This is a genomic window from Limnobacter sp. UBA7229 (genome assembly GCF_002473065.1).
Taxonomy (GTDB): domain Bacteria; phylum Pseudomonadota; class Gammaproteobacteria; order Burkholderiales; family Burkholderiaceae_B; genus Limnobacter; species Limnobacter profundi.
Genome location: NZ_DKTN01000005.1, coordinates 187,800 through 208,578, shown reverse-complemented (window position 1 = coordinate 208,578; position 20,779 = coordinate 187,800). Strand labels below are relative to the sequence as shown.

At 54.4% G+C, this 20,779-nt stretch carries 18 protein-coding genes; 5 read left to right on the top strand and 13 right to left on the bottom strand.

What is annotated here, in order from left to right; genetic code table 11:
- Nucleotides 1-185 precede the first annotated feature (185 nt).
- Nucleotides 186-1,472 (top strand): MFS transporter, encoded by a 1,287-nt coding sequence (locus B4C79_RS03810; protein ID WP_291739140.1) that lies wholly within the window; start codon nucleotides 186-188, stop codon nucleotides 1,470-1,472.
- A gap of 56 nt (nucleotides 1,473-1,528) precedes the next feature.
- Here the strand turns inward: B4C79_RS03810 and B4C79_RS03805 are convergent, their stop codons facing one another.
- The 11 genes from B4C79_RS03805 to def form a co-directional block, all read right to left on the bottom strand.
- The gene (locus B4C79_RS03805; RefSeq protein WP_040511986.1) at nucleotides 1,529-1,777 is read right to left on the bottom strand and encodes a BTH_I0359 family protein; all 249 of its coding nucleotides are present in this window, start codon (nucleotides 1,775-1,777) and stop codon (nucleotides 1,529-1,531) included.
- Nucleotides 1,778-1,860: 83 nt separating this feature from the next.
- The gene (locus B4C79_RS03800) at nucleotides 1,861-2,268 is read right to left on the bottom strand and encodes a GTP-binding protein (RefSeq protein ID WP_171096948.1); all 408 of its coding nucleotides are present in this window, start codon (nucleotides 2,266-2,268) and stop codon (nucleotides 1,861-1,863) included.
- On the bottom strand, nucleotides 2,265-3,725 hold the full coding sequence (locus tag B4C79_RS03795) for a TrkH family potassium uptake protein (protein ID WP_171096946.1): 1,461 nt from the start codon (nucleotides 3,723-3,725) through the stop codon (nucleotides 2,265-2,267). The genes B4C79_RS03800 and B4C79_RS03795 overlap by 4 nt, the downstream gene beginning before the upstream one ends.
- A gap of 15 nt (nucleotides 3,726-3,740) precedes the next feature.
- A complete protein-coding gene (gene trkA, locus B4C79_RS03790; RefSeq protein ID WP_291743120.1) occupies nucleotides 3,741-5,117 on the bottom strand; it encodes a Trk system potassium transporter TrkA in 1,377 nt (458 codons plus the stop codon).
- On the bottom strand, nucleotides 5,114-5,836 hold the full coding sequence (locus tag B4C79_RS03785; protein ID WP_291743123.1) for a response regulator: 723 nt from the start codon (nucleotides 5,834-5,836) through the stop codon (nucleotides 5,114-5,116). Before B4C79_RS03785 ends, trkA begins: the two co-directional genes overlap by 4 nt.
- Nucleotides 5,837-5,854: 18 nt before the next feature.
- Nucleotides 5,855-8,128, bottom strand: coding sequence for an ATP-binding protein (locus B4C79_RS03780; RefSeq protein WP_171096939.1), 2,274 nt, complete (start codon nucleotides 8,126-8,128; stop codon nucleotides 5,855-5,857).
- The gene (locus tag B4C79_RS03775; RefSeq protein ID WP_171096937.1) at nucleotides 8,125-8,742 is read right to left on the bottom strand and encodes a DUF4390 domain-containing protein; all 618 of its coding nucleotides are present in this window, start codon (nucleotides 8,740-8,742) and stop codon (nucleotides 8,125-8,127) included. The genes B4C79_RS03780 and B4C79_RS03775 overlap by 4 nt, the downstream gene beginning before the upstream one ends.
- Before the next feature lie 9 nt (nucleotides 8,743-8,751).
- A complete protein-coding gene (gene rsmB, locus B4C79_RS03770; RefSeq protein ID WP_291743129.1) occupies nucleotides 8,752-10,119 on the bottom strand; it encodes a 16S rRNA (cytosine(967)-C(5))-methyltransferase RsmB in 1,368 nt (455 codons plus the stop codon).
- Nucleotides 10,116-10,973, bottom strand: coding sequence for a zinc metalloprotease HtpX (gene htpX / locus B4C79_RS03765; protein WP_291743132.1), 858 nt, complete (start codon nucleotides 10,971-10,973; stop codon nucleotides 10,116-10,118). The genes rsmB and htpX overlap by 4 nt, the downstream gene beginning before the upstream one ends.
- Nucleotides 10,974-11,071: 98 nt before the next feature.
- Nucleotides 11,072-12,043 (bottom strand): methionyl-tRNA formyltransferase, encoded by a 972-nt coding sequence (fmt, locus tag B4C79_RS03760; protein WP_291743166.1) that lies wholly within the window; start codon nucleotides 12,041-12,043, stop codon nucleotides 11,072-11,074.
- Between the two features lie 26 nt (nucleotides 12,044-12,069).
- Nucleotides 12,070-12,579, bottom strand: a complete 510-nt coding sequence (gene def / locus B4C79_RS03755; protein ID WP_105027794.1) for a peptide deformylase — start codon at nucleotides 12,577-12,579, stop codon at nucleotides 12,070-12,072.
- 95 nt (nucleotides 12,580-12,674) lie between these two features.
- Between def and dprA the strand changes: the two genes are divergently transcribed.
- Both dprA and B4C79_RS03745 read left to right on the top strand, forming a co-directional pair.
- Nucleotides 12,675-13,763: a DNA-processing protein DprA gene (gene dprA, locus B4C79_RS03750; RefSeq protein ID WP_291743135.1), complete on the top strand. Its 1,089-nt coding sequence runs from the start codon at nucleotides 12,675-12,677 to the stop codon at nucleotides 13,761-13,763.
- Nucleotides 13,764-13,885: 122 nt separating this feature from the next.
- Nucleotides 13,886-16,450 (top strand): DNA topoisomerase III, encoded by a 2,565-nt coding sequence (locus B4C79_RS03745; protein ID WP_105027792.1) that lies wholly within the window; start codon nucleotides 13,886-13,888, stop codon nucleotides 16,448-16,450.
- 28 nt (nucleotides 16,451-16,478) lie between these two features.
- Here the strand turns inward: B4C79_RS03745 and mnmC are convergent, their stop codons facing one another.
- Nucleotides 16,479-17,573 (bottom strand): FAD-dependent 5-carboxymethylaminomethyl-2-thiouridine(34) oxidoreductase MnmC, encoded by a 1,095-nt coding sequence (mnmC, locus tag B4C79_RS03740; RefSeq protein ID WP_171096931.1) that lies wholly within the window; start codon nucleotides 17,571-17,573, stop codon nucleotides 16,479-16,481.
- A 111-nt stretch (nucleotides 17,574-17,684) separates the two neighbouring features.
- On the opposite strand from mnmC, the gene B4C79_RS03735 reads away from it, so the two are divergent.
- Both B4C79_RS03735 and B4C79_RS03730 read left to right on the top strand, forming a co-directional pair.
- On the top strand, nucleotides 17,685-18,116 hold the full coding sequence (locus tag B4C79_RS03735; RefSeq protein ID WP_171096929.1) for a YeeE/YedE family protein: 432 nt from the start codon (nucleotides 17,685-17,687) through the stop codon (nucleotides 18,114-18,116).
- Between the two features lie 25 nt (nucleotides 18,117-18,141).
- A complete protein-coding gene (locus B4C79_RS03730; RefSeq protein ID WP_171101309.1) occupies nucleotides 18,142-18,552 on the top strand; it encodes a DUF6691 family protein in 411 nt (136 codons plus the stop codon).
- Here the strand turns inward: B4C79_RS03730 and B4C79_RS03725 are convergent.
- Nucleotides 18,535-20,739: a CHASE domain-containing protein gene (locus B4C79_RS03725; protein ID WP_291743141.1), complete on the bottom strand. Its 2,205-nt coding sequence runs from the start codon at nucleotides 20,737-20,739 to the stop codon at nucleotides 18,535-18,537. The two genes, B4C79_RS03730 and B4C79_RS03725, sit on opposite strands and share 18 nt — an antisense overlap.
- Between the last annotated feature and the right edge of the window lie 40 nt (nucleotides 20,740-20,779).

Sequence of the window (20,779 nt, the reverse complement as noted above, 5' to 3'; positions counted from 1 at the left end):
CGAAACACCGCCGCCGATTGGGCGTTGCGCCAGCGGTGACCCTTCAAGCTCAGCTCTCAATAAACCACTCCGATGCAACACAAGCAACCCATGCCGAGTTGAGCAAAGAACCACTCGGGTTACACCCAAGTGGCACAAGCGCGCCCACATGCGACACTGCCTGAAGTCACCACAAGAACAACACCATGTCGCCCAATCACCTTTCCCCGCCCCCCTTGCGGATGTCGTTCATCATCTGGGGCCTGGCAGCCGCGTTTTACCTGTTTGGTTTTTTCCAGCGCGTTACACCGGGCGTACTCACCGAAGAACTCAGCACCACGTTCGACCTCAGCCGCGCTGCGCTAGGCAACCTGTCTGCGTTTTACTTCTACTTTTACGCAGCCATGCAAATACCTGTCGGCCTATTGGTGGATCGGATCGGCCCACGGAAAATTCTCACAGTAGGCTGTATGCTGGGCGGCCTTGGCGCGCTCATGTTCGGCTTTGCACCAACCCTGGGTTGGGCGGCAGTGGGGCGCGGCTTGGTGGGTGGTTCGGTTGCAGTGGCCTGGGTTTCCATGCTGATGTTGGTGGCCCAATGGTTTTCGCCTGCACGTTTTGCCAGCATGTCGGGGGTTAGCCTGGCCGTGGGCACCATGGGTGCGGTACTGGCAGGTGTGCCCCTGCGTGCACTTTCCGATTTGTTCGGCTGGCGCATGGTCATGGGCGCCAGTGGAATTATTGCCATCGCACTGGGATTGCTCATCTGGATATATGTACGCGACATGCCCACACAACGCGGTTACAAAAACCACGTTGCCAAACGCCCCGCCCATGAAGTCACCTTGCCATTGCTTACCGCTTTGGGCCACACACTTCGCTTTCCTGCGGTGTGGTTGATTTTCTGGATTCCCAGTGGCGTGTGCGGTGCAATTCTTACGTTCACCGGCCTGTGGGGCGTGCCCTACCTCACCACCTGGCATGGGCTCAACGTTAAAGAGGCATCCCTGATCATCACTGGCATGCTGATCGCTTTTGCCGCCGGCAGCCTGTTTTTTGGTGCGCTTTCCGACAAACTGAAGCAGCGTAAACTGCCCTATTTTTTGGGTGCAATTTTCTCAATTAGCGGCTTTATTATTCTCGGCATTCAACCTGAACTTCCAATTGCGCTGGTGTCGGTTTTGTTGTGGGCCACGGCCTTTGGGGGTGGTTCCATGGTGCTTAGTTTTGGTTATGTAAAAGAATCGGTGCCGCACCACTTGGGCGCAACCGCAGTGGGCATTGTGAACCTGGGTGTGATGGTCGGCCCACTGGTGCAGCAGCCGGTACTGGGTGCAATTCTTGACCACTATGCGGCTGCAGAAAACATAACAGGTGCTTATTCAAAAGCTGGCATGACCGTGTGCATGCTGGTGCTTGCCGTGTGGGTGGGCACATCGATTGTCAGTTTGATGCTTAGCCGCGAAACTCACGCCAAGCCAAGATTCGCTTAAGTAGCGATTGAGAAGGTGGCCTCTGCCAGAACAGCAGAGGCATTTTCAAAACACGTTCAGTGCAACGTAACCGGGTGTTGCATCCAGGGTTTGTAGCTTTCAATAAAAGCTTCGATGTCGTCGATATCGGGTTCTTGGGCGGCAAGGTATTTCACCTCTTCGCGGAATTTTTCAGCCGCATCGCCCTGCAAAAACAGTTCGCGCTGATTGTTCTTGTCCACGATTTCAATGCCAAGGCTGGGTTGCCCCTCGCTCATGACCAAATCCACCACGCAGTAAAAGGGGCTATCAATCATCATTAACATCGCAAACCTCCAAATAATACTTTCAGGTTGAATATGGTGATCTATCTAGCAATTTCAAGGCCACGCCTTGGGCGTCTAACCCCTTACGCAACATCCTCCACAAGTGTTATATCGGCAAACCAATCAATCCATTGAGGCTCTTTTAATAACTGTAACACCTGTTCCGGGTGGCTTTGGCTTTCCAGTTCCATTAACAATACATTGGGTTGATTCAATCTTAAGGTACGAGCTAGGTGGGTTGTCAGCACCAGTTTGGAGGAACAACACAAGCAACCGGGGCTAAGCCGAAGCACATGAATGCCGCGCGCTTTGCGCTCAGTGTCCAGACGAAACAACTCTGCCTGAGCCTCCACCGAGGCATAGGAAAAAACTTCGGTACTGGCCATCAAGGTAATTTTGCCAACGCCGGCCTGCTCGGAAAGCAGTGCTTCAATTCGCCGGGCTCGTGCTTCCGGGTCGCGGCCAGGCACCAGAAAAAGCCGCGTTTTCATTTGCGCCAGAAGGCTGGCGTGAACAGCACCAGAATGGTGAACATTTCCAGGCGGCCGAGCAACATGGCAAATGAACAAAGCCAGGTTTGAAAGTCGCCCAAGGCACCGTAATGGTCTACTGGACCAAACTCACCCAAAGCGGGGCCCAGATTATTGATCATTGAAATTCCCGTGGTCAATGCAGAAATTGGATCAAGCCCTGTAAATATCAACAACATCGTGATGGTGATCACGCTCATGCCATACATCAGCATGAAAGCCAGCACACCAAAAATAACTTGCGGGCTCACTGCTGAACCGCGAATACGTACCGGGTTGATTGCGCGCGGATGGAGAATTCGGGACAACTCGCCAATGGCGTGCTTGAACAAAATAACGGCACGCAACATTTTGATGCCACCACCTGTCGAGCCTGCTGCGGTTGCAAACATGCTTAGAAAAATCATGAGCAAAGGTGCAAACAGGGGCCACTGGCTGTAATCGGTGTTGGCATAACCTGTGGTGGTAGCCACCGACACGGTGTTGAAAAGCGCATACCTGAACGCCTCGCTGAACGTGGTGTATTCCTGATGCGCCAGCAAATACACGGTGATCAATGACACCGCACCAAACATCAACATGAAAAACCATTTGGCTTCGGGGCAATTTGCATAGGGGCGAAATGATTTGCCGCGCCACGCCAAAAAGTGAATCGAAAAATTCACTGCTGCGATCATCATGAACACCACCGCCACCATTTCAATGGCTGCTGAGTCGAAGTAAGCGTAGCTTGCATCATGCGACGAAAAACCTGACAGCGACACGGTGGTGCCAGTGTGCAAAAACGCATCCAGCCAGGTCATGCCCGCCAGTTTGTAACTGATTGCGCAAGCAACTGATAGCATCAAGTACACCATGTACAGCGACTTGGCTGTTTCCGTGATTCGGGGGGTCAATTTGCTGTCTTTCATGGGCCCCGGGGTCTCGGCCTTGAACACCTGAGAACCACCCACACCCAGCAAAGGCAAAATGGCCACCGCCAAAACCAGAATGCCCATGCCGCCCATCCATGACAACAAATGTCGCCAGATATTGATACTGGCAGGCATGTCGTCCAAGCCACTGAGCACCGTAGCGCCAGTGGTAGTCAGCGCAGACACCATTTCGAAATAGGCATCCGTGACACTGAGATCATCAAAAAACAGCACCATGGGAATGGTGGCAAAAGCAGGCAAGCCCGACCACACCGTAGACACCAACAGAAAACCATCGCGGGGTTGAAGTTCCCGGCGAAAGCGGCGGGTTAATACGTGTGCGGTGACACCAATGCCAAAGGTGACTAAAAAACCTGTGGCAAATGCATGCACCGTGGGTTCATCGGTTACAAATGCGTAAGTCAGCGGCACCAAGAACGCCACCGAGAACAAGGCCACGGCAAAGCCCAATACACCCAGCACTGGAAAAAGCGAATTCCTCATGCTGCACGCGCCACTTTAGATAAACCCCACACCGACCTGGAACAGTTTTTCCACCTGCGGTACCAGTTTTCGATTTTCTACGAAAGTAATGATGTGATCTTCGGCCTCGATCACCGTGTCGTGGTGCGCCATGATCACTTTGTCACCTCGCACAATTGCACCAATCACGGCACCCTTGGGCATGTCGATTTTTTCAATGGCACGGCCCACCACTTTCGACGATTTCGAATCGCCGTGCGCAATGGTTTCAATTGCTTCCGCCACACCGCGACGCAAGCGGTGAACGGCCACCACATCACCCCGGCGGATGTGCTTGAGCAATTCACTGAGTGTGGCATTCGAAGGCGCCAGTGCAATATCGATTTGCCCGCCTTGCACCAGTTCGGCGTACACCTTGCGCTGAATCAGGGCGATTACCCTGCGTGCGCCCATGCGCTTGGCCAACAGGGACGACATGATGTTGTTTTCATCGTCATTGGTCAGCGCGATGAAGGTGTCCACATCCTGCACATTTTCTTCGGCCAGCAAATCTTCATCGGTGGCATCGCCATACAACACCAAGGTGCGCGAGCCCAGCTGATTCGCCAGGTCTTCGCAACGCTTGCGATCGGCATCAATCACCTTGACCTGGTAATTTTCTTCAAGACTTTTCGCCAGGCGCAAACCAATGTTGCCACCACCGGCAATCATCACTTTGGTAACTGGTTTCGACATGCGGCGAAGTTCCGACATCACCGTGCGCACATGCTCAGTGGCCGACAGGCAAAACACCTCGTCGCCCGGCTGAATCATGGTGTAACCCTCTACAGCCACGGGCTGGTTTTCGCGAAACAAAGCAACAATTCGTACATCTACTTTGGGCAGGTGCTTTCGAATGTCTTCGATGGGGTGGGAAACCAAGGGCCCACCTGCGTAAGCACGCACGGAAACCAAAGTGACTTTGCCATCGGCGAAATCGAGAACCTGCAGAGCATCGGGAAATTCAATCAGGCGCTCAATGTGGTTGGTCACGCTTTGCTCCGGGCAAATCACGTGGTCCACATTGAAACCCTCGTCACCTTGCAACTGGGCCTGTTCCATCATTTCAGGCGAGCGTACACGGGCAATTCGGCGGGGCACATTGAACATCAATGCAGCCATGCGGCAGGCGACCAAATTGGTTTCGTCACTACGGGTTACCGCCACCAACATGTCGGCGTCTTCGGCACCGGCCTGTTTCAGCACGCGCGGCAAAGCACCATTGCCGGCAATGGTGCGCAAATCGTAGCGGTCTTGAAGATCCGCCAGTACTTTGGGGTCCGGATCGATCAGGGTGATGTCGTTGTGTTCGGACACCAGGCTTTCAGCGAGGCTGGCCCCCACACGCCCGGCACCGACGATGATAATTTTCATGCGATATTTTTGCGCGCGGTGCGGCCTACTTCTACGCCCAGCTGCTTGAGTTTGCGATACAAGTGCGTGCGCTCAATGCCGGTGCGCTCGGCCAGACGCGTCATGCTGCCATTTTCCAGGCGCAGGTGGTATTCAAAATAAATACGTTCAAATGAATCACGGGCATCGCGCAGTTGGGCATCCAGGTCGAGTGTCGACAACTCGGCCAGGGCTTGGCCCAAGGGGCTTGAGTCGGGCGCTGTGGCCACACCACCACTTGCAGAAACAGATGCGCCACTGGTCTGGTTGGAAGTGCTACCCATGCCGTTGGACTTTGGCTGGGACTGCATCAGCGCGCGAGCCGATTGCACCATTTTTCCGCGCGCCAAACCTTTCTCTACGGCACCCAGCAACTTCTGCAAGGAAATTGGTTTCTCCAGAAAGTCAAGCGCACCAATGCGCGTGGCTTCAACAGCGGTGTCGATTGTGGCGTGGCCACTCATCATGATCACTGGCATGGTCAGCAGTCCTTTCACTGACCATTCTTTCAGCAAAGTAACACCATCGGTGTCGGGCATCCAGATGTCGAGCAACACCAGGTCGGGCTGCTCTTGGTCACGAAGTGCGCGTGCCTGACCTGCATTTTCAGCAAGCAGCACAGCATGCCCTTCGTCGCCGAGAATCTCGGACAAAAGTTCTCGAATTCCAATTTCGTCATCTACAACGAGAATGGTCGCCATGGTGAGAGAGTTCCTTCTTTATGCGGCCTGACTATGTTCGGCATTGTTCAAGGTGTTTTGCAACACGGGGAAAGTTAATTCCACCGCCGCACCAACCACCCGCCCTTGTGCATCTACCCTGTTTCTAATGGCTATTCGCGCCTTGTGTTCATCTGCAATTTTTCTAACGATTGCCAAACCCAAACCGGTGCCCTTGGTTTTCGTGGTGATGTAAGGCTCGAAAGCTTTTGCCAGCAAGTCGGGATTGAACCCCGGCCCGTTGTCAGCCACCACCAGCTTCACGCCCACCAACTGTTCCTGTTCACCTTCCGGTGCTTTCAAACCTTCGGTTCGCACTTCCACTTTGGGTTGATCGCAATCGACACATGCGTCTAATGCATTTTGCAACAAATTATGAATCACTTGGCGCAACTGAGACGAATCTCCGGCCACCAGCGGTAATTTTTCAGTCAATTTTGGAATGAAGCGGGTTTCCGCCTGTTCTTCAATGCCCACATGCACATCGTACAGTGCCAGCACATCGACCACCAAGTCATTCAAATCCAGCGGCTTCAAATCAGCCGGCGGCAGTCGCGCATAGTCGCGGAAATCGTTGACCAAACGTTTCAGTGATTCCACCTGGTTCACGATGGTGCGGGTGGCACGCTGCAAAATTCCGGATTCCGGTTCTTGCAGCTTGTCAGCCAACTTCATTTGCAAACGCTCGGCAGAAAGCTGAATCGGGGTCAGCGGATTCTTAATTTCGTGAGCCAGGCGACGCGCTACCTCACCCCAGGCCGCCGTTCGCTGCGCAGAAATCAAAGCAGTAATGTCGTCGCATACCAGCACGTAACCGGCCTTTTCACCGGGCAAGCGCGAGCCACGCACCAGAATGGATTTCGAACTTTGCGAATCAAACGCACGGGGAATTTCCAGCTGTTTTTGCCAAATGCCGCTTTCTTCACCTTCATTGCCCTGGTTGTCGGCCACGCTGGCACGCACTGCCATGGCAAATCCTTCCAGGCCGGGCATGTCGTCCAGTGGATGGCCCTGGTTCTCGGCCAGTGAACGATCAAAAATTCGCAGTGCACCGTCGTTGTACATCTTCAGGCGCAGTTTGTGATCGAGCACCAGCACACCAGCGGACAAACTGGTCAGCAAACTTTGCAGGAAATCATTGTTGGCAGCGAGCTGGTTTTGATTGGCCTGCAAGCGGCGTTGCGCTTCCGATAGCTGCCGGGTCATGGTGTTGAATGAATCAACCAACTCACGCAATTCATCGTCTGCATTCACAGGCTGCATGGTTTTGAAGTTGCCACTGGCCAGGGCCTTGGTACCCTCGGCAAGCCACAACAAAGGAGAGGACAATCTTGATGAAAGCCAGAATGCCGCAGCCACCGATACAAACACCGTGAGCAACAGTGCCAAGGTCAGCGTGATGCCATAAATTTTTCGCAAGCCCGAACGTGACAACTGCAATTCTTGATAATCGCGGTACACGCTTTGCACCGCATTGGCCCGCTGCGAAAGTGTTGTGGGCACGGGGTGCATAATTTGTACATAGCGCTGACCCAAATCAAAACTGGTCAAGGGCGGGGCAATCGGCACCACCACACGCATGTACAAGCGCCCGTCGGGGTCTTCGGGGTCAGGCTCAATTTGCTGAAAAGGTCTGGTCATCAGTGCCTGGCGTAACATTACTTGGGTGGGCAGGCTGGGCAACAGGCTATCCAGTGCTCCTCCTGAACTTCCGAGAATTTGCCCGGTTTCAGACAGCAAGGTGAGTTCTTGCACATTGGCCGCATCGCGAAGCCGGGGCAGTTCCAGCAATTGCTCGCTGGGTGTCGCACGTGAAAGCTCGATGGAAATGGACTGCCCTTTCAAAGCCAGTTCATTGATCAAACTGTCCAGCGCAGTTTGGCCCAAATTCAAGCCCGATTCCAGCGCACCATCTACACGCACGTCAAACCAGCTGTCGATACTTTTTGCGAGAAATTGCACCGACACCAGGTACAACACAAAACCGGGGATCAGCCCCATCAGCGCAAACGACAAGGACATGCGCAACATGAGCCGAGAGCCAAAAACACCCGCACGGTACCGGCGCACCATGCGCACAATCAGCAAAGCCAGAATGCTGAACAAGCCGGCAGCAATAATGCCGTTCAGCGTGATCAGCAAGGGGTAATTGCTTTCAAAAAAATCAGTGTTCGAGGAAGCCGAAGCTAAAAGAAACAGCAACACCCCGCCCAAGCTGCCCAGAATCAGCAGCGTGTAACGCAGCCACCGGGTGTTTTCCAGCCAGGGATTCATTTCCAGGCCTCGCGTTTGGGCGTGAACTCAAAAGTGAGCCATTCCGAGGACAAATCCCATTCACTGTTCACCAGTGCACTGATTTGAAATGGCTTTGGTAGTTCGGTGAGCAGCAATCGAAAACGCACTTGCGCAGTGTAGGGCTGTCCAATCTCAATTCGATCACGAGGAATGACCGCCCAGTCGCGCACCTTGGTCATGTGCTGCATGGCGTCTTCAAGCGTGGGGGTATTGTAGGTGTTGTTGGGGGTTACTACGCGGTAAGTACGGGTCAGGGCGTTGTACGACAAATTCAGTGGATAAGTGGTGCTGACCACTTCTTCGTCCACCCAGTACCAACGGGAACGCATCAACTGAAAGTCAACCGTGAACTGCAAAGGCAGGCCGCGATCAACGGCCTCACGCAACTTGTAGCCCAACTCAATTTCGAATTCTGCGGCCAGGTTCCATGCCGCAGAGGCGGGAGCCTTACTGGGCTCAAGTTTAACCGCGGTGACCCGTGTTGAAGAATCAAGCTGGGCCAGCCCCACAGTCAGCACGCACATCAGCAAAAGGCCCAGCAGGCCATGCAAAGCGCGTGTCCATGACGAGGAGTGGGCCTGGCTAAATTTCAAGGCACTTCCTCAAGAGGTTAGGGATTTTTCAAACTTGGCGTAAAAGAACCCGTCGGGAGATGCATCAAAGCCTTGGTCAGGGTTGGCCGCTGCAACTGGCAACACCCAGCCGGGCGCAGTTTGCGCCAGGGCATCGGAATGATTGTCGAGAAATGCGTTTGCCAACAGGGGCCCCTCTTCAGGAAAGATGGAACAGGTCACCAGCAAAAGTGTACCGCCCGGCTTTAGGGTAGACCACAAGGCATTCAGTATTTTGTGTTGAATCTGCGACAACTTGGCAATATCGTCCGGTCTGCGCAACCATGGAATGTCGGGGTGGCGACGAACCACGCCTGAACCCGTGCAAGGCACATCGGCCAAAATACCGTCAAAAGGCACGCCGTCCCACCAGGTGTCGAGCAATTCAGCCTGCGCCACCTTCAAACGCAAATCCCATTGACCATTCAGGGTGGGGGCAATGCGGCGAATGTTGTCTTCGACGCGGCCCAGGCGCTGCGGGCTGGAATCTAGGGCAACCAGTTCAATATCGGCCAACTCAAGCAAGTGCCCGGTTTTTCCGCCCGGTGCAGCACAGGCATCCAGAATGCGTTGTCCATTCTGCGGGTTCAGCAACTGGGAAGCCAATTGCGCTGCACTGTCTTGTACCGACACCTGGCCCAAATCAAAGCCGGGCAGGGCAGATACAGGCACAGGCTTGGCCAGCAACACGGCCTGCCGACCAATCACACGGGCTTCCATGCCTGCGGCGTTTAACTGCTCGGCATAGGCGGGCGCTGAAATACTGCGGGTGTTTACGCGGACCACCAAAGGCGGGTGGCTTTGCGCCTGTGCCAACATCGTTTCCCAGTGTTGCGGGTGGCTGGCTTTCAGTTTTTCAATCCACCAAACTGGCAAGTTGTGCTGCGCCAGCGGGTCTTCAAAAGCCTTGGTTCGCCAGGTGTTCGAGTCGCGCAAAAAATTGCGCAAACAGGCATTGGCCAGGCCCTTGGCGCGTGCAAACTGCTCGCTGCCCGTGCAGGCATACACCATTTGGTCCACCACAGTGTGCGCCGGGTACTTCGGGTTTTTGTCATCCCACAGCAAACCAAAACCCAAGGCCATCAATTCATTCAAGGGCTCGGGGTTTAGCAGCGCTTTGCCGCTGATCAAGCGGGTTAATACTTGCCCACGGCCCAGGTTGCGCATGCCGAAGTACGCCAGGTCTTGAATGGCACCCAAAGCCTGCGGGGTTTTCACACCCTTGGTTTCAGCGGCCAAGGCTTGGTCAAGCGAGCGACCTTCCCGCAGAACCCGGGTCATGACTGCCGCGGCCTTGAGCAGGGCAAACGCCAAACTGGCTTCTGTCAGTTTGGGTGGCGTACTGTGAACCGGCTTCAACGCGGACCGCCAGTGCGGGCCATTTCCATCAAGCGGGCGATTCGTTCTTCAGTGGGTGGGTGGGTCGAAAAAAGGCCAGCTATGCCTTGCCCTGACAGTGGATTCATGATCATCATTTGAGCGGTTTCCGGGTGCGCTTCAGTAGTACGGAACGGAATGCCCTTGGCATACCGTTGAATTTTGTCCAGCGCGCTGGCCAAAGCCGCCGGGTCGCCGCAAATTTCTGCGCCTCCACGGTCAGCCTCGTATTCACGGGCGCGCGAGATTGACATTTGAATCAGTGATGCGGCCAATGGCGCCAGAATGGCCAAGGCAATGCTGGCAATCGGGTTCATCGGCTGGCCGTTCTCATCTCGCCCACCAAAAAACAGCGCAAAGTTGGCCAGCGCCGAAATGGCACCCGCCATGGTGGCCGAAATGGTGGAAATCAGAATGTCGCGGTGCTTCACATGGGCCAGTTCATGGGCCATCACGCCACGCAGTTCACGCGCGGAAAGCACCTGCAAAATACCCGTGGTTGCAGCCACAGCCGCGTTTTCCGGGTTGCGCCCGGTTGCAAAGGCATTGGGGGCGCTGTCATTGATCAGGTAAACACGCGGAATTGGCATGTCTGCGCGCTGTGCAAGTTCAGCCACCATGTTGTAAAACTCTGGCGCATTGCTGGCATCGACTTCCTTGGCTTTGTACATGCGCAAAACCATTTTGTCGGAAAACCAGTACGCACCAAAGTTCATCACCAGTGCAAAGCCCAAGGCCAACAACATGCCGCCACGGCCGCCCATCATGCCACCCAGCACCACGAAAAGGGCGGTGATGGCCGCCATCAACATGAAGGTTTTCATCCAGTTAAACATGATCTTATTTATCCTGGCCAATCAGCGGCCTGTTGATTCGACAACTTGAAAATAAGGCTTTTTCGCGCAATTTCAAGTTTTGCGCGTGCCACCTTTGCCTAGTTGGAGGCAGATTCGCTCAATTGGTTTCCGGCCTGCAAACCCAAAGCCTGTGCCACCTGCTGCGCAGGTTGGCGTTTGCTGCCGGCCTTCTGAAGGGTTCGAATACGCAACACACCCTGCCCACATTGCACCTCTATGCCTGCGGAATCAACGGACAACACCTCGCCCGGTTTACCCATCAGGCCAGCCAATGCGACAGTTTCAGGATCAAAACACTTCAAAGGTTCACCACCCCACGTTGTGTTTGCACCTGGAAAAGGGTCGAAGGCACGCAGTGTACGCTGAAGTTCAACTGCACTGCGATGCCAGTTGATCACGCCCTCCGCTTTTGTGATTTTCTCTGCGTAGGTCACTCCCACTTCAGGTTGTGGAACCAGGGGCAGTGTTGCCGCCCGAAGGGAGTCCAGCGCCTCTACCAACAAATCACCGCCCAGCTCGGCCAATTTGTCGTGCAGGGTGGTGGTGGTGTCGGTGTGTTCAATCGGCAAGGCCCGCCACAGGCGAACGGGGCCGGTGTCCAGCCCGGCTTCCATTTGCATGATGCACACGCCGGTTTCAGCATCGCCCGCCTCAATACACCGCTGAATGGGGGCAGCGCCACGCCAGCGCGGCAGCAAGCTGCCATGAATGTTCAAGCAACCCAAGCGCGGAGCATCCAAAACAGTTTGCGGCAAAATAAGCCCGTAAGCCGCCACAATCAACACATCCAGGGCTTGACCATGTACGGCGGTTTTCAAGGCGTGCAAGGCGTGTTCGGCTTCCTCGCCTTTTTTCAGACTGACCGGTTGCAGCACGGGGATGCCATGTTGCTGTGCCAGCTGTTTAACAGGGGAAGCCTGTAACTTCATGCCCCTGCCAGCGGGGCGGTCGGGTTGGGTCAGTACCAGGTGCACAGGGTAACCGGCAGCAATAAGCTTCGCCAGCGCAACCCGAGCAAACTCGGGTGTGCCAGCGAAACCCACATTCAGGGTTCGATTCATGGGGGGTTGGGCGATCAAGCGGTTTGAAGCTTTTCTTGCTTCTTCATCTTGGTTTTGATGCGGGTTTGCTTCAACTGCGAAAGGTATTCAACAAACACCTTGCCATTGAGGTGGTCAATTTCATGCTGAATACACACGGCAAGCAGCTCGTCGCAATCAATTTCAAACCACTCACCCTTCACATTCTGTGCGCGTACCTTCACCGTGTCGGGGCGTTCAACCTTCTCGTAAATGCCGGGCACCGACAAACAACCTTCCTCGTACACCTTGCATTCTTTGCTGGCGTCGATGATCTCGGGGTTGATGAATACGGTCAGGCCCGATTTGTCATCGGTGACATCAATCACGATGATTCGTTTGTGCACATTCACCTGCGTAGCGGCCAGGCCAACGCCAGGCGCATCGTACATGGTTTCTGCCATGTCTTGAGTCAGCTTGACAAGCGCGTCATCAAACTGGGTGACAGGGGTGGCAACCGTTTTCAAGCGCGGATCCGGATAACGCAAAATTGGGAGTAAAGCCATGCTTTCAAAAAACCTTCACAGTCAACACCAAAAGGATATACCTTCTGTGGCAAAAATAGTTCGCAAATTCCATCACTTGTTGCTCGGCGCTTTGCATGGGTGAGCTACTCGACGCCATGAACCTGGCTTACAACACAACCATCAAAGCGCGTGCACGTTACGAGCTGGCCCAACAAGGCCCAGGTTGCAGTTTACCCGCCCCATGCGAAGCAGTCCGGCTTTGGCATGCACTGGCCAGCACTTGGTTGTTGCAAAGCAACAAAAGATTCTGGGTGGGCATTCACAGCCCGGCTTACCCGCAAAGCCTGCTTGCACTGAAAGACCCGCCGCTGATTCTGTTCGGTGAAGGCCGCCTGGATTTGTTGAAAACCCGGGGCATCGCGATTGTAGGCAGCAGAAATGCCACACGCACCGGCTTGAGCAACGCGCAGGGTTTTGGCAAGGCTTTTGCGCAAGCCCAATGGGTAGTTGTCAGCGGCTTGGCCGAAGGCATTGACGGTGCAGCACACGCGGGTGCACTTCAGGCCCTGGGTGCCACCATTGCCGTGCTGGGTTGTGGGCCTGACGAGGTTTACCCCCCGCACCACGCCGGTCTTAAAAAGCAGATTGTCGAACAAGGTGGTTTGGTGTTGTCCGAATACCCACCCGGTACCGCGCCGCAAGCTGGCTTTTTCCCCCGTCGAAACCGCATTATTGCTGGCCTGGCCGATGCACTGCTTGTGGTCGAGGCAGCCATGCGTTCAGGTTCCTTGATTACAGCCCGGGTTGCCAGTGAACTGGGGCGCCCGGTAGGGGCCATTCCTGGTTCCATTCACAGCAGCCAAAGCAAAGGCTGCCACGACATGATCAAAAAAGGCGCCTTGCTGGTAGAAACAGCACTGGAGTTGATGGAAGAAGCCAAGGCCAGCCTGCCACAGTACAAGTTGCTCAGCGTGTTGCAAGAAGATGACAGCGATTGCCACACCGAAATGACCTGCACCGTGGACACTGATGCTGAACCCGATGAAGAACTGGGCCGGGTATTGCAACACCTGGGGCACGACCCGGTGCACACGGACACATTGGCCCGGCAATTGGGTTTGGACACTGAAGACACCCTGGCTGCACTGACCGAACTGGAGTTGCTGGGGCTGGTGCTGGGTGAAAGCGGTAACCGCTGGGTGCGTTCAAATGGTGTATTTTAAAAAAAGGCCGTTGCAACAACAGAATTGAAGATTCTAGAGAAAGCCTTGATTTATTGAAGGACTGACACTTACACTTCGGCGCACAAGGCCTTGAAATTACACACACCGACGAGTTGGACTAATTGAGTAGCGAAAACCCCAAAAAACTGATCATCGCGGAAAAACCCTCCGTGGCCGCTGACATTGCGCGCTCCCTCGGTGGTTTCACCAAACACGACGATTACTTTGAAAGTGATGAGTACGTGCTGTCATCGGCCGTGGGCCATTTGGTGGAAATCAAGGCGCCCGACGAATTTGAGGTGAAGCGGGGCAAGTGGAGTTTTGCCAACCTGCCCGTATTGCCAACACACTTTGACCTGAACCCGATTGCAAAAACAGAATCGCGCCTGAAGGTGCTGAACAAACTGATTAAACGCAAAGACGTGGTCGGCCTGATTAACGCCTGTGACGCGGGCCGGGAAGGTGAGCTGATTTTCCGCCTGATCGCGCAATACGCGAAAAGCAGCAAGCCGGTTGAACGCTTGTGGTTGCAATCGATGACACCCGCAGCCATTCGTCAGGCCTTCTCGAGCCTGCGCAGCGATGCCGAGATGATGCCACTGGCCGATGCTGCGCGCTGCCGCTCGGAAGCAGACTGGCTGGTGGGTATCAATGGCACACGTGCCATGACTGCATTCAACAGCAAGGAAGGCGGGTTTTACCTGACCACGGTGGGCAGGGTACAAACCCCCACACTGGCCATTGTTGTGGAACGCGAAGAGAAAATCCGCAAGTTTGTGCCGCGCACTTATTTCGAGATTCGCGCCAGTTTTGGCGCGCAGGCTGGTGCCTACGAAGGCAAATGGTTTGACCGCGACTTTAAAAAAGCAGAAGACCCTGAGCAACGTGCAGACCGGCTGTGGGACGAAGCCAAGGCCAAAGCCATTGTGGCTGCCTGTGACGGCAAGCCCGGCACAGTAGAAGAAGAAAGCAAACCCACCACGCAAATTGCGCCTCAGTTGTTCGATTTGACCAGCCTGCAACGCGAGGCCAACAGTCGCTTTGGTTTTTCAGCAAAGAACACCTTGGGCCTGGCCCAGGCGCTGTATGAAAAACACAAAGTGTTGACCTACCCGCGTACTGATTCAAAAGCCTTGCCTGAAGATTATATGGGCACCGTGAACCAAACCCTGAAAAGCTTTGTGGGATTGGATTCAGGCCACATTGCCGGTGCGTATGGGCAGTTTTGTGAACAAATACTGAAAAACAACTGGGTAAAGCCCAACAAACGGGTGTTCGACAACAGCAAGATTTCTGACCACTTTGCGATTATTCCAACCCTGCAAGTGCCAAAAAACCTGAGCGAACCCGAAGCCAAGCTATACGACATGGTGGTGAAACGTTTCCTGGCAGTGTTTTTCCCACCAGCGGAATTCAACGTCACCACACGCATTACCACGGTTGAAGGCCACCCCTTCAAAACCGAAGGCAAGGTGCTGGTGAAGCCGGGCTGGCTGGCCATTTACGGCCGCGCAGCCGCAGCTGCGGGCGATGACAGCCTGGTGGCTGTGGATGCCGGTGAAAAAGTAAGTACCGACGAAATTGATGTACACACCCTGAGCACCAAGCCACCTGCACGCTACAGCGAAGCCACTTTACTTTCCGCCATGGAAGGTGCAGGCAAACTGGTGGAAGAAGAAGAACTGCGCGATGCCATGGGCACCAAAGGCTTGGGCACGCCAGCCACGCGCGCTGCCACCATTGAGGGTTTGATTAACGAAAAGTACCTGGTGCGTGAAGAACGCGCTTTGGTACCCACAGCCAAGGCGTTCCAGCTGCTGACCCTGCTGCGTGGCCTGGACGTTGAAGAACTGACCATGCCTGAGTTGACTGGCGAGTGGGAGTACAAACTTTCCCTGATGGAAAAGGGCGAGCTCTCGCGCGAACAGTTCATGCAGGAAATTGCCAAGATTACGCAGAACATTGTTGACCGTGCGAAAAACTACACAGAGGAAACCATTCCTGGCGACTACGCCACACTGGTGACACCTTGCCCGAACTGCGGCAGCGTGGTGAAGGAAAACTACCGCCGCTTTGCCTGCACAAAATGCGAATTCTCGATCTCGAAAGTGCCAGGCGGTCGTCAGTTTGAAGTGGCTGAAGTTGAAAAGCTGTTGCAAGACCGCGAGTTGCCAATGCTCGATGGTTTCCGCAGCAAAATGGGCCGCCCGTTTGCCGCTGTGCTGAAGCTGACTGATGAACACAAGCTGGAGTTTGACTTTGGCCAGGCCAAAGACGATGACAATGGCGAACCCGTCGACTTCTCTGGTGAAACCCGACTTGGGCCATGTCCCAAGTGCGCATCCAATGTGTATGAACAGGCCACCAGTTATGTGTGCGAAAAATCGGTAGGACCAAGCAAAAGCTGTGACTTCCGTTCAGGCAAGGTGATTTTGCAACAACCCATTGACCGCGAACAAATGGAAAAACTGTTGCTCGACGGTAAAACTGATTTGCTGACACGGTTTGTTTCATCGAAAACCCGTCGTGCGTTCAAAGCGTTTTTGGTCAAGAAACCCGACGGTGCAATTGGTTTTGAGTTCGAGGCAAAAGCCGAGAAGAAGCCTGGTGCAGCCAAAGGCAAAACTGCAGCCAAGCCAGCGACAAAAACCGCAGCCAAAGCCAAGGCTGCCAAAGAAGCATCATGAATTTTGCGTTTTGAACGCTTTTTAAAACTTACGCCTTCGCCGCGCGGGGCGTAAGTTTTCCCAACAGTTTCGACTCGATTGGCTTGCCCGTGAAGTGGTCAGCCACCACACGCCCACCCAAAGCTGCCCACAATAAACCACGGGACCCAAAGCCGGTGCTCATGTACATCCCCGGCATATTCGGCACGGGGCCGATGGCGGGCAGGCGATCGTGCCAAACCGATCGCACTGCGCAGCGATGATCAAGCAACTCTCCAAGTGGTAACTCAGGAAATGCCGCCTTGAACCGGGCGATATTCAACTCATCGGCCTCGGCGGTGGGGTTCAAGTGCAGCACAGGCCGCTCGTATGTGGCACCCAAAACCAACCAGTCTTCAGCTGCTGGAGCAATCGCATAACTTTCACCAGACAACACGACACCGGGTTTTACATCACACCTCAATTTGCTGATTTGGCCTTTGACAGCATTTGCGCGAGCACCGGGGATCGGTGCCAATTCAAGTGCATTTTCAGCCACACACACCACCACCGCCGAGTGTTGTTCCCGCAAGGGGCTTACATCGCCAATGGTGCTGTTGTAATGGGTGTGAAGCAATTCACCACAGGCCTGCAAATTGGCCGCTACCCAACGGGCTGGTTTCACCCAACCACCTTGCGGGAAAAACAGACCACTCAAGGGTGTGGGCAACAGGGCATTGGGCTGCGCCCAGCGCACCAGTGTTTGCGGAAAATTCAACAACTCCAGTGTTTCACGCGCGCGGTCGGCCTCTTCAGGTGGCACGGTTTGCAAGTGCCCTGGGGTGTCCCAATCGACGCCTTTTTTCAGCAAACCTTGTGCGGTCAAATCCTCAAGCGCCAGCAAGGTGTGTTCAAACCCCAAACGTGTCAATTGCGACAAGGGCGAATCGCCACGGGTAATGTGGGGGTGAAAAGCGCCCACCCAGTTACCGGAAGCACCCGCTGCGGGGCCGCTGGCTGAATCATGCAAGTGCACCTGCACACCCAGTTTGCAAAGCGCCAGCGCCACACTACTGCCCGCAATGCCAGCACCAATTACCGCGACCGAAGAAGGGGAATAAAGCACAGGGAACAGGGCTTGGGAAGGTGTTTCCGAAGAGGACATGGGGTTGTGTGGGCAACAAGACAGACGCCGCATTGTAACTCACACCCATTCTGGTGATTATTTTTTGCACATGATAATATGAGCGTATAATCATATTTAATCGGAATCAGGATGTTCACTGTCAATTGGGAAGCTTTTACGCCCTACCCGGCTTTGTTCGGCGGGTTGTTGATCGGCTTGTCAGCCGTCATGCTGATTCTGTTGACTGGCCGCGTGGCCGGGATCAGCGGCATAGTAGGCGGTTTGCTCAAGCCGCAACATGGAGAATTTCTGTGGCGACTTTCCTTTGTACTGGGCATGGCCGCAGCACCCTGGCTGTACCAAGCTGTGGTGGGAAGTTTTGAATTTGAAAGCCCACGCGGCACGGTTGCATTGGTTGTTGCTGGGCTGTTGGTGGGTTACGGCACACGGCTGGGGTCGGGCTGCACCAGTGGGCACGGCGTGTGCGGGCTTTCACGCCTGTCGCTGCGTTCGCTGATTGCCACGGGCGTTTTCATGGTCACCGGTTTCGTGGTGGCCTCAATGCTTATGCATGTTATTTGAGGGAAGCCAAATTGTGAAAAACAACATGCGTTTTGCCGTGGCAAGCGGCCTGGCGGGCTTGGTTTTTGGTTGGGGCTTGATCATCTCGGGCATGGCCAACCCGGCCAAGGTGATAGGCTTTCTTGATCTTTCAATGCCCTGGGACCCTTCACTGATGTTTGTGATGGGCGGTGCAATTGCCCTTGGGTTGCCCGGGTTTTTTTTGGCCAAGCGCCTGAAAAACAGCCTCATGGGCTTGCCCATGAATTTGCCCACCAACACCCATGTCGACAAAAAACTTTTGCTGGGTGCGGCGTTATTTGGCGCGGGGTGGGGCATTGGCGGTTTTTGCCCTGGCCCTGCAGTAGTGGCGGCGGCCAGCCTGGCCACCGATGGCCTGATTTTTATCGCTGCCATGCTGGCAGGCATGTTCGTATTTTCAGTGCGTAACCGATAATTGTCGAGCCAACACCTGCCGCAGTTTGGGCACGTCCACTGGTTTGCTTAAAAACTCGTTCATGCCCGCATTCATGCAGGCCTGTTCATCTTCCTGAAGAGCACCCGCGGTCAACGCCACAATTGGCAACAGACTGGCTGGGCCGGGCAACTGGCGAATTGCAATGGCGGCGTCAATGCCGTTCATCACCGGCATGTGAATGTCCATCAACACAAGGTCGATCGACGAATCTGCACGCACGGCGTCAACGGCCATTTGCCCGTTGTCGACCAACAATACATCTGCTTTCATTTTTGAGAGCAAGGCTTTGATCACATGCTGATTCAGCTTGTTGTCTTCGACCACCAGTATTTTTTTACCCTGAAGTGATACCGCCTCTGTGGGCAACTGGGCGGTTGAATCGCCCGTTTGTACAAACACGGTTTGAACCCGCAAGGTGAAACCAAATACGCTGCCAGCCTGCGGCACAGAGGCCACAAACAGTTCGCCACCCATTAACTCGGTCAATCGCTTGCAGATCGCCAAACCCAAACCACTACCGCCAAACCGGCGTGTGGCGGTGTTGTCCGCCTGCTCAAAGGGGCGGGTAAGGCGCTCGAATTCATTGACGTCGAAGCCGATACCCTGATCGTGTACCTCGGTGCGAATTACTGCCTCATGCATGTCCAGCCTGTCGGCCTGCACTTTGACGCGCACCACGCCGCTGTCGGAAAACTTGATCGCATTGTTCAACAAGTTCGATAACACCTGCCCGTAACGCGCGGGGTCACCTTTCACCATCAGTGGTGTCATTGCATCCATCTCAAGTTCAAGGCTCAAACCTTTGTGCTGTGCTTTTGCAGTAAACAGGCGCAAGGTTCTGCGCACCCTGTCATGCAAATCAAATTCTATATTCTCGATCCGTATTGAACCTGCCTCAATCTGCGAGAAACTCAGCACATCTTCAACCATGCCCAGCAATTGCTCTGAAGCCTCTTGAACCTGCTTCACATACCCTTTGGCCTGCGGGTCTGTCAGCTGTTCTCCCAACAAAGTATTGAAACCCAGAATGGCGTTGAGCGGGGTACGGATTTCGTGGCTCATATTGGCCAGAAACTGGCTTTTCGCATTGCTGGCGCTTTGTCGCCTGCGCTGTTGCACCAAAGAATAGATGGTGAGAAACAGCATCAAATCAATTGCACCGCCGGCGAGCAAAATCAGGTTGGGCAGGGAGTTGTGAACATCCCGGTCAAAATCGGGTGTACTTTCAAAACGCGCGGTCCATGTTCGCCCAGACAACTCAACGGGGACTGTCACTGCATGGGTGTGATCAAACAATTGAAGTTGCTGTGGGGTGTCAACACCACTGGCGGAATCATAAATCAGCGATTCCGGTACCCTGCTTTCAGCGTCATACAACTGAAAGTGAAGGGGAATTTTTTCATTGCCCAACACATTCTGCATCAGGTCCGAGGCAACAAAAGGGCTATACACAAAGCCGCGAATAGCCTGCCTGCGAGAATCGACCGAACTTAAATCTACACCCTGGGTATACACAGGCAGATAAATCAGAAAGCCCGGGGCGGGGTTTCTCTCGTCGCCCTGCTTTAACTGAACCAAACCCGACACGGTGGGCTGACCCGTGTCCATGGCCCGGCGCATGGCCTCGCGGCGTACAGGCTCGGAAAACATGTCGTAACCAAAAGCACGCTGGTTGCGTTCATCAAACGGCTCGATCAGTGTGATGGGAAAGTAAACCTCGCGTTCACCAGGAGGGGTGACCGAATAATTTGGAAATCCCTCGGCACGTATGCGGTTTTCGTATTGTTCTAAAGTATCTGGTGACACACGTTCGGCGAACGCGAAACCTTGCACGCCTGGCAACTCGCGTTGCAAGTTGAGCGAGGCCACGTACACCTGCCAGTGTTCTCGATTCACGCTGGTGTGCGCATCAAAAAAAGCCACTCCACCGCGCAAAATTTGTTGGTACTGGTTGATCCGGCTCTGAATGCGCTCTTGGGCATCACGAACCTCAAATGAAAACCTGTCGTTGGCGCGTTTCTCGATGGCTTGGCTGGACAACACCCAGCCCAGCGCAGTGATGACAATGGAAAGCACCAACACCAACCACGCTGTGACCTCGTTGTGAAACAGATCCGCAAAGTTCTTTTTATTGGCGTCGGTGTGCAGACTGCTGGGGTTCGGCATAGTTACTTACATTTCAGCGAATCGCGCTGGTCACGCATGC

Coding starts and splice junctions, on each gene's coding strand:
- B4C79_RS03810 (WP_291739140.1), top strand. CDS start 186: ATGTCGCCCAATCACCTTTCCCCGCCCCCCTTGCGGATGTCGTTCATC.
- B4C79_RS03805 (WP_040511986.1), bottom strand. CDS start 1,777: ATGTTAATGATGATTGATAGCCCCTTTTACTGCGTGGTGGATTTGGTC.
- B4C79_RS03800 (WP_171096948.1), bottom strand. CDS start 2,268: ATGAAAACGCGGCTTTTTCTGGTGCCTGGCCGCGACCCGGAAGCACGA.
- B4C79_RS03795 (WP_171096946.1), bottom strand. CDS start 3,725: ATGAGGAATTCGCTTTTTCCAGTGCTGGGTGTATTGGGCTTTGCCGTG.
- trkA (WP_291743120.1), bottom strand. CDS start 5,117: ATGAAAATTATCATCGTCGGTGCCGGGCGTGTGGGGGCCAGCCTCGCT.
- B4C79_RS03785 (WP_291743123.1), bottom strand. CDS start 5,836: ATGGCGACCATTCTCGTTGTAGATGACGAAATTGGAATTCGAGAACTT.
- B4C79_RS03780 (WP_171096939.1), bottom strand. CDS start 8,128: ATGAATCCCTGGCTGGAAAACACCCGGTGGCTGCGTTACACGCTGCTG.
- htpX (WP_291743132.1), bottom strand. CDS start 10,973: ATGTTTAACTGGATGAAAACCTTCATGTTGATGGCGGCCATCACCGCC.
- def (WP_105027794.1), bottom strand. CDS start 12,579: ATGGCTTTACTCCCAATTTTGCGTTATCCGGATCCGCGCTTGAAAACG.
- dprA (WP_291743135.1), top strand. CDS start 12,675: ATGGGTGAGCTACTCGACGCCATGAACCTGGCTTACAACACAACCATC.
- mnmC (WP_171096931.1), bottom strand. CDS start 17,573: ATGTCCTCTTCGGAAACACCTTCCCAAGCCCTGTTCCCTGTGCTTTAT.
- B4C79_RS03735 (WP_171096929.1), top strand. CDS start 17,685: ATGTTCACTGTCAATTGGGAAGCTTTTACGCCCTACCCGGCTTTGTTC.
- B4C79_RS03730 (WP_171101309.1), top strand. CDS start 18,142: ATGCGTTTTGCCGTGGCAAGCGGCCTGGCGGGCTTGGTTTTTGGTTGG.
- B4C79_RS03725 (WP_291743141.1), bottom strand. CDS start 20,739: ATGCCGAACCCCAGCAGTCTGCACACCGACGCCAATAAAAAGAACTTT.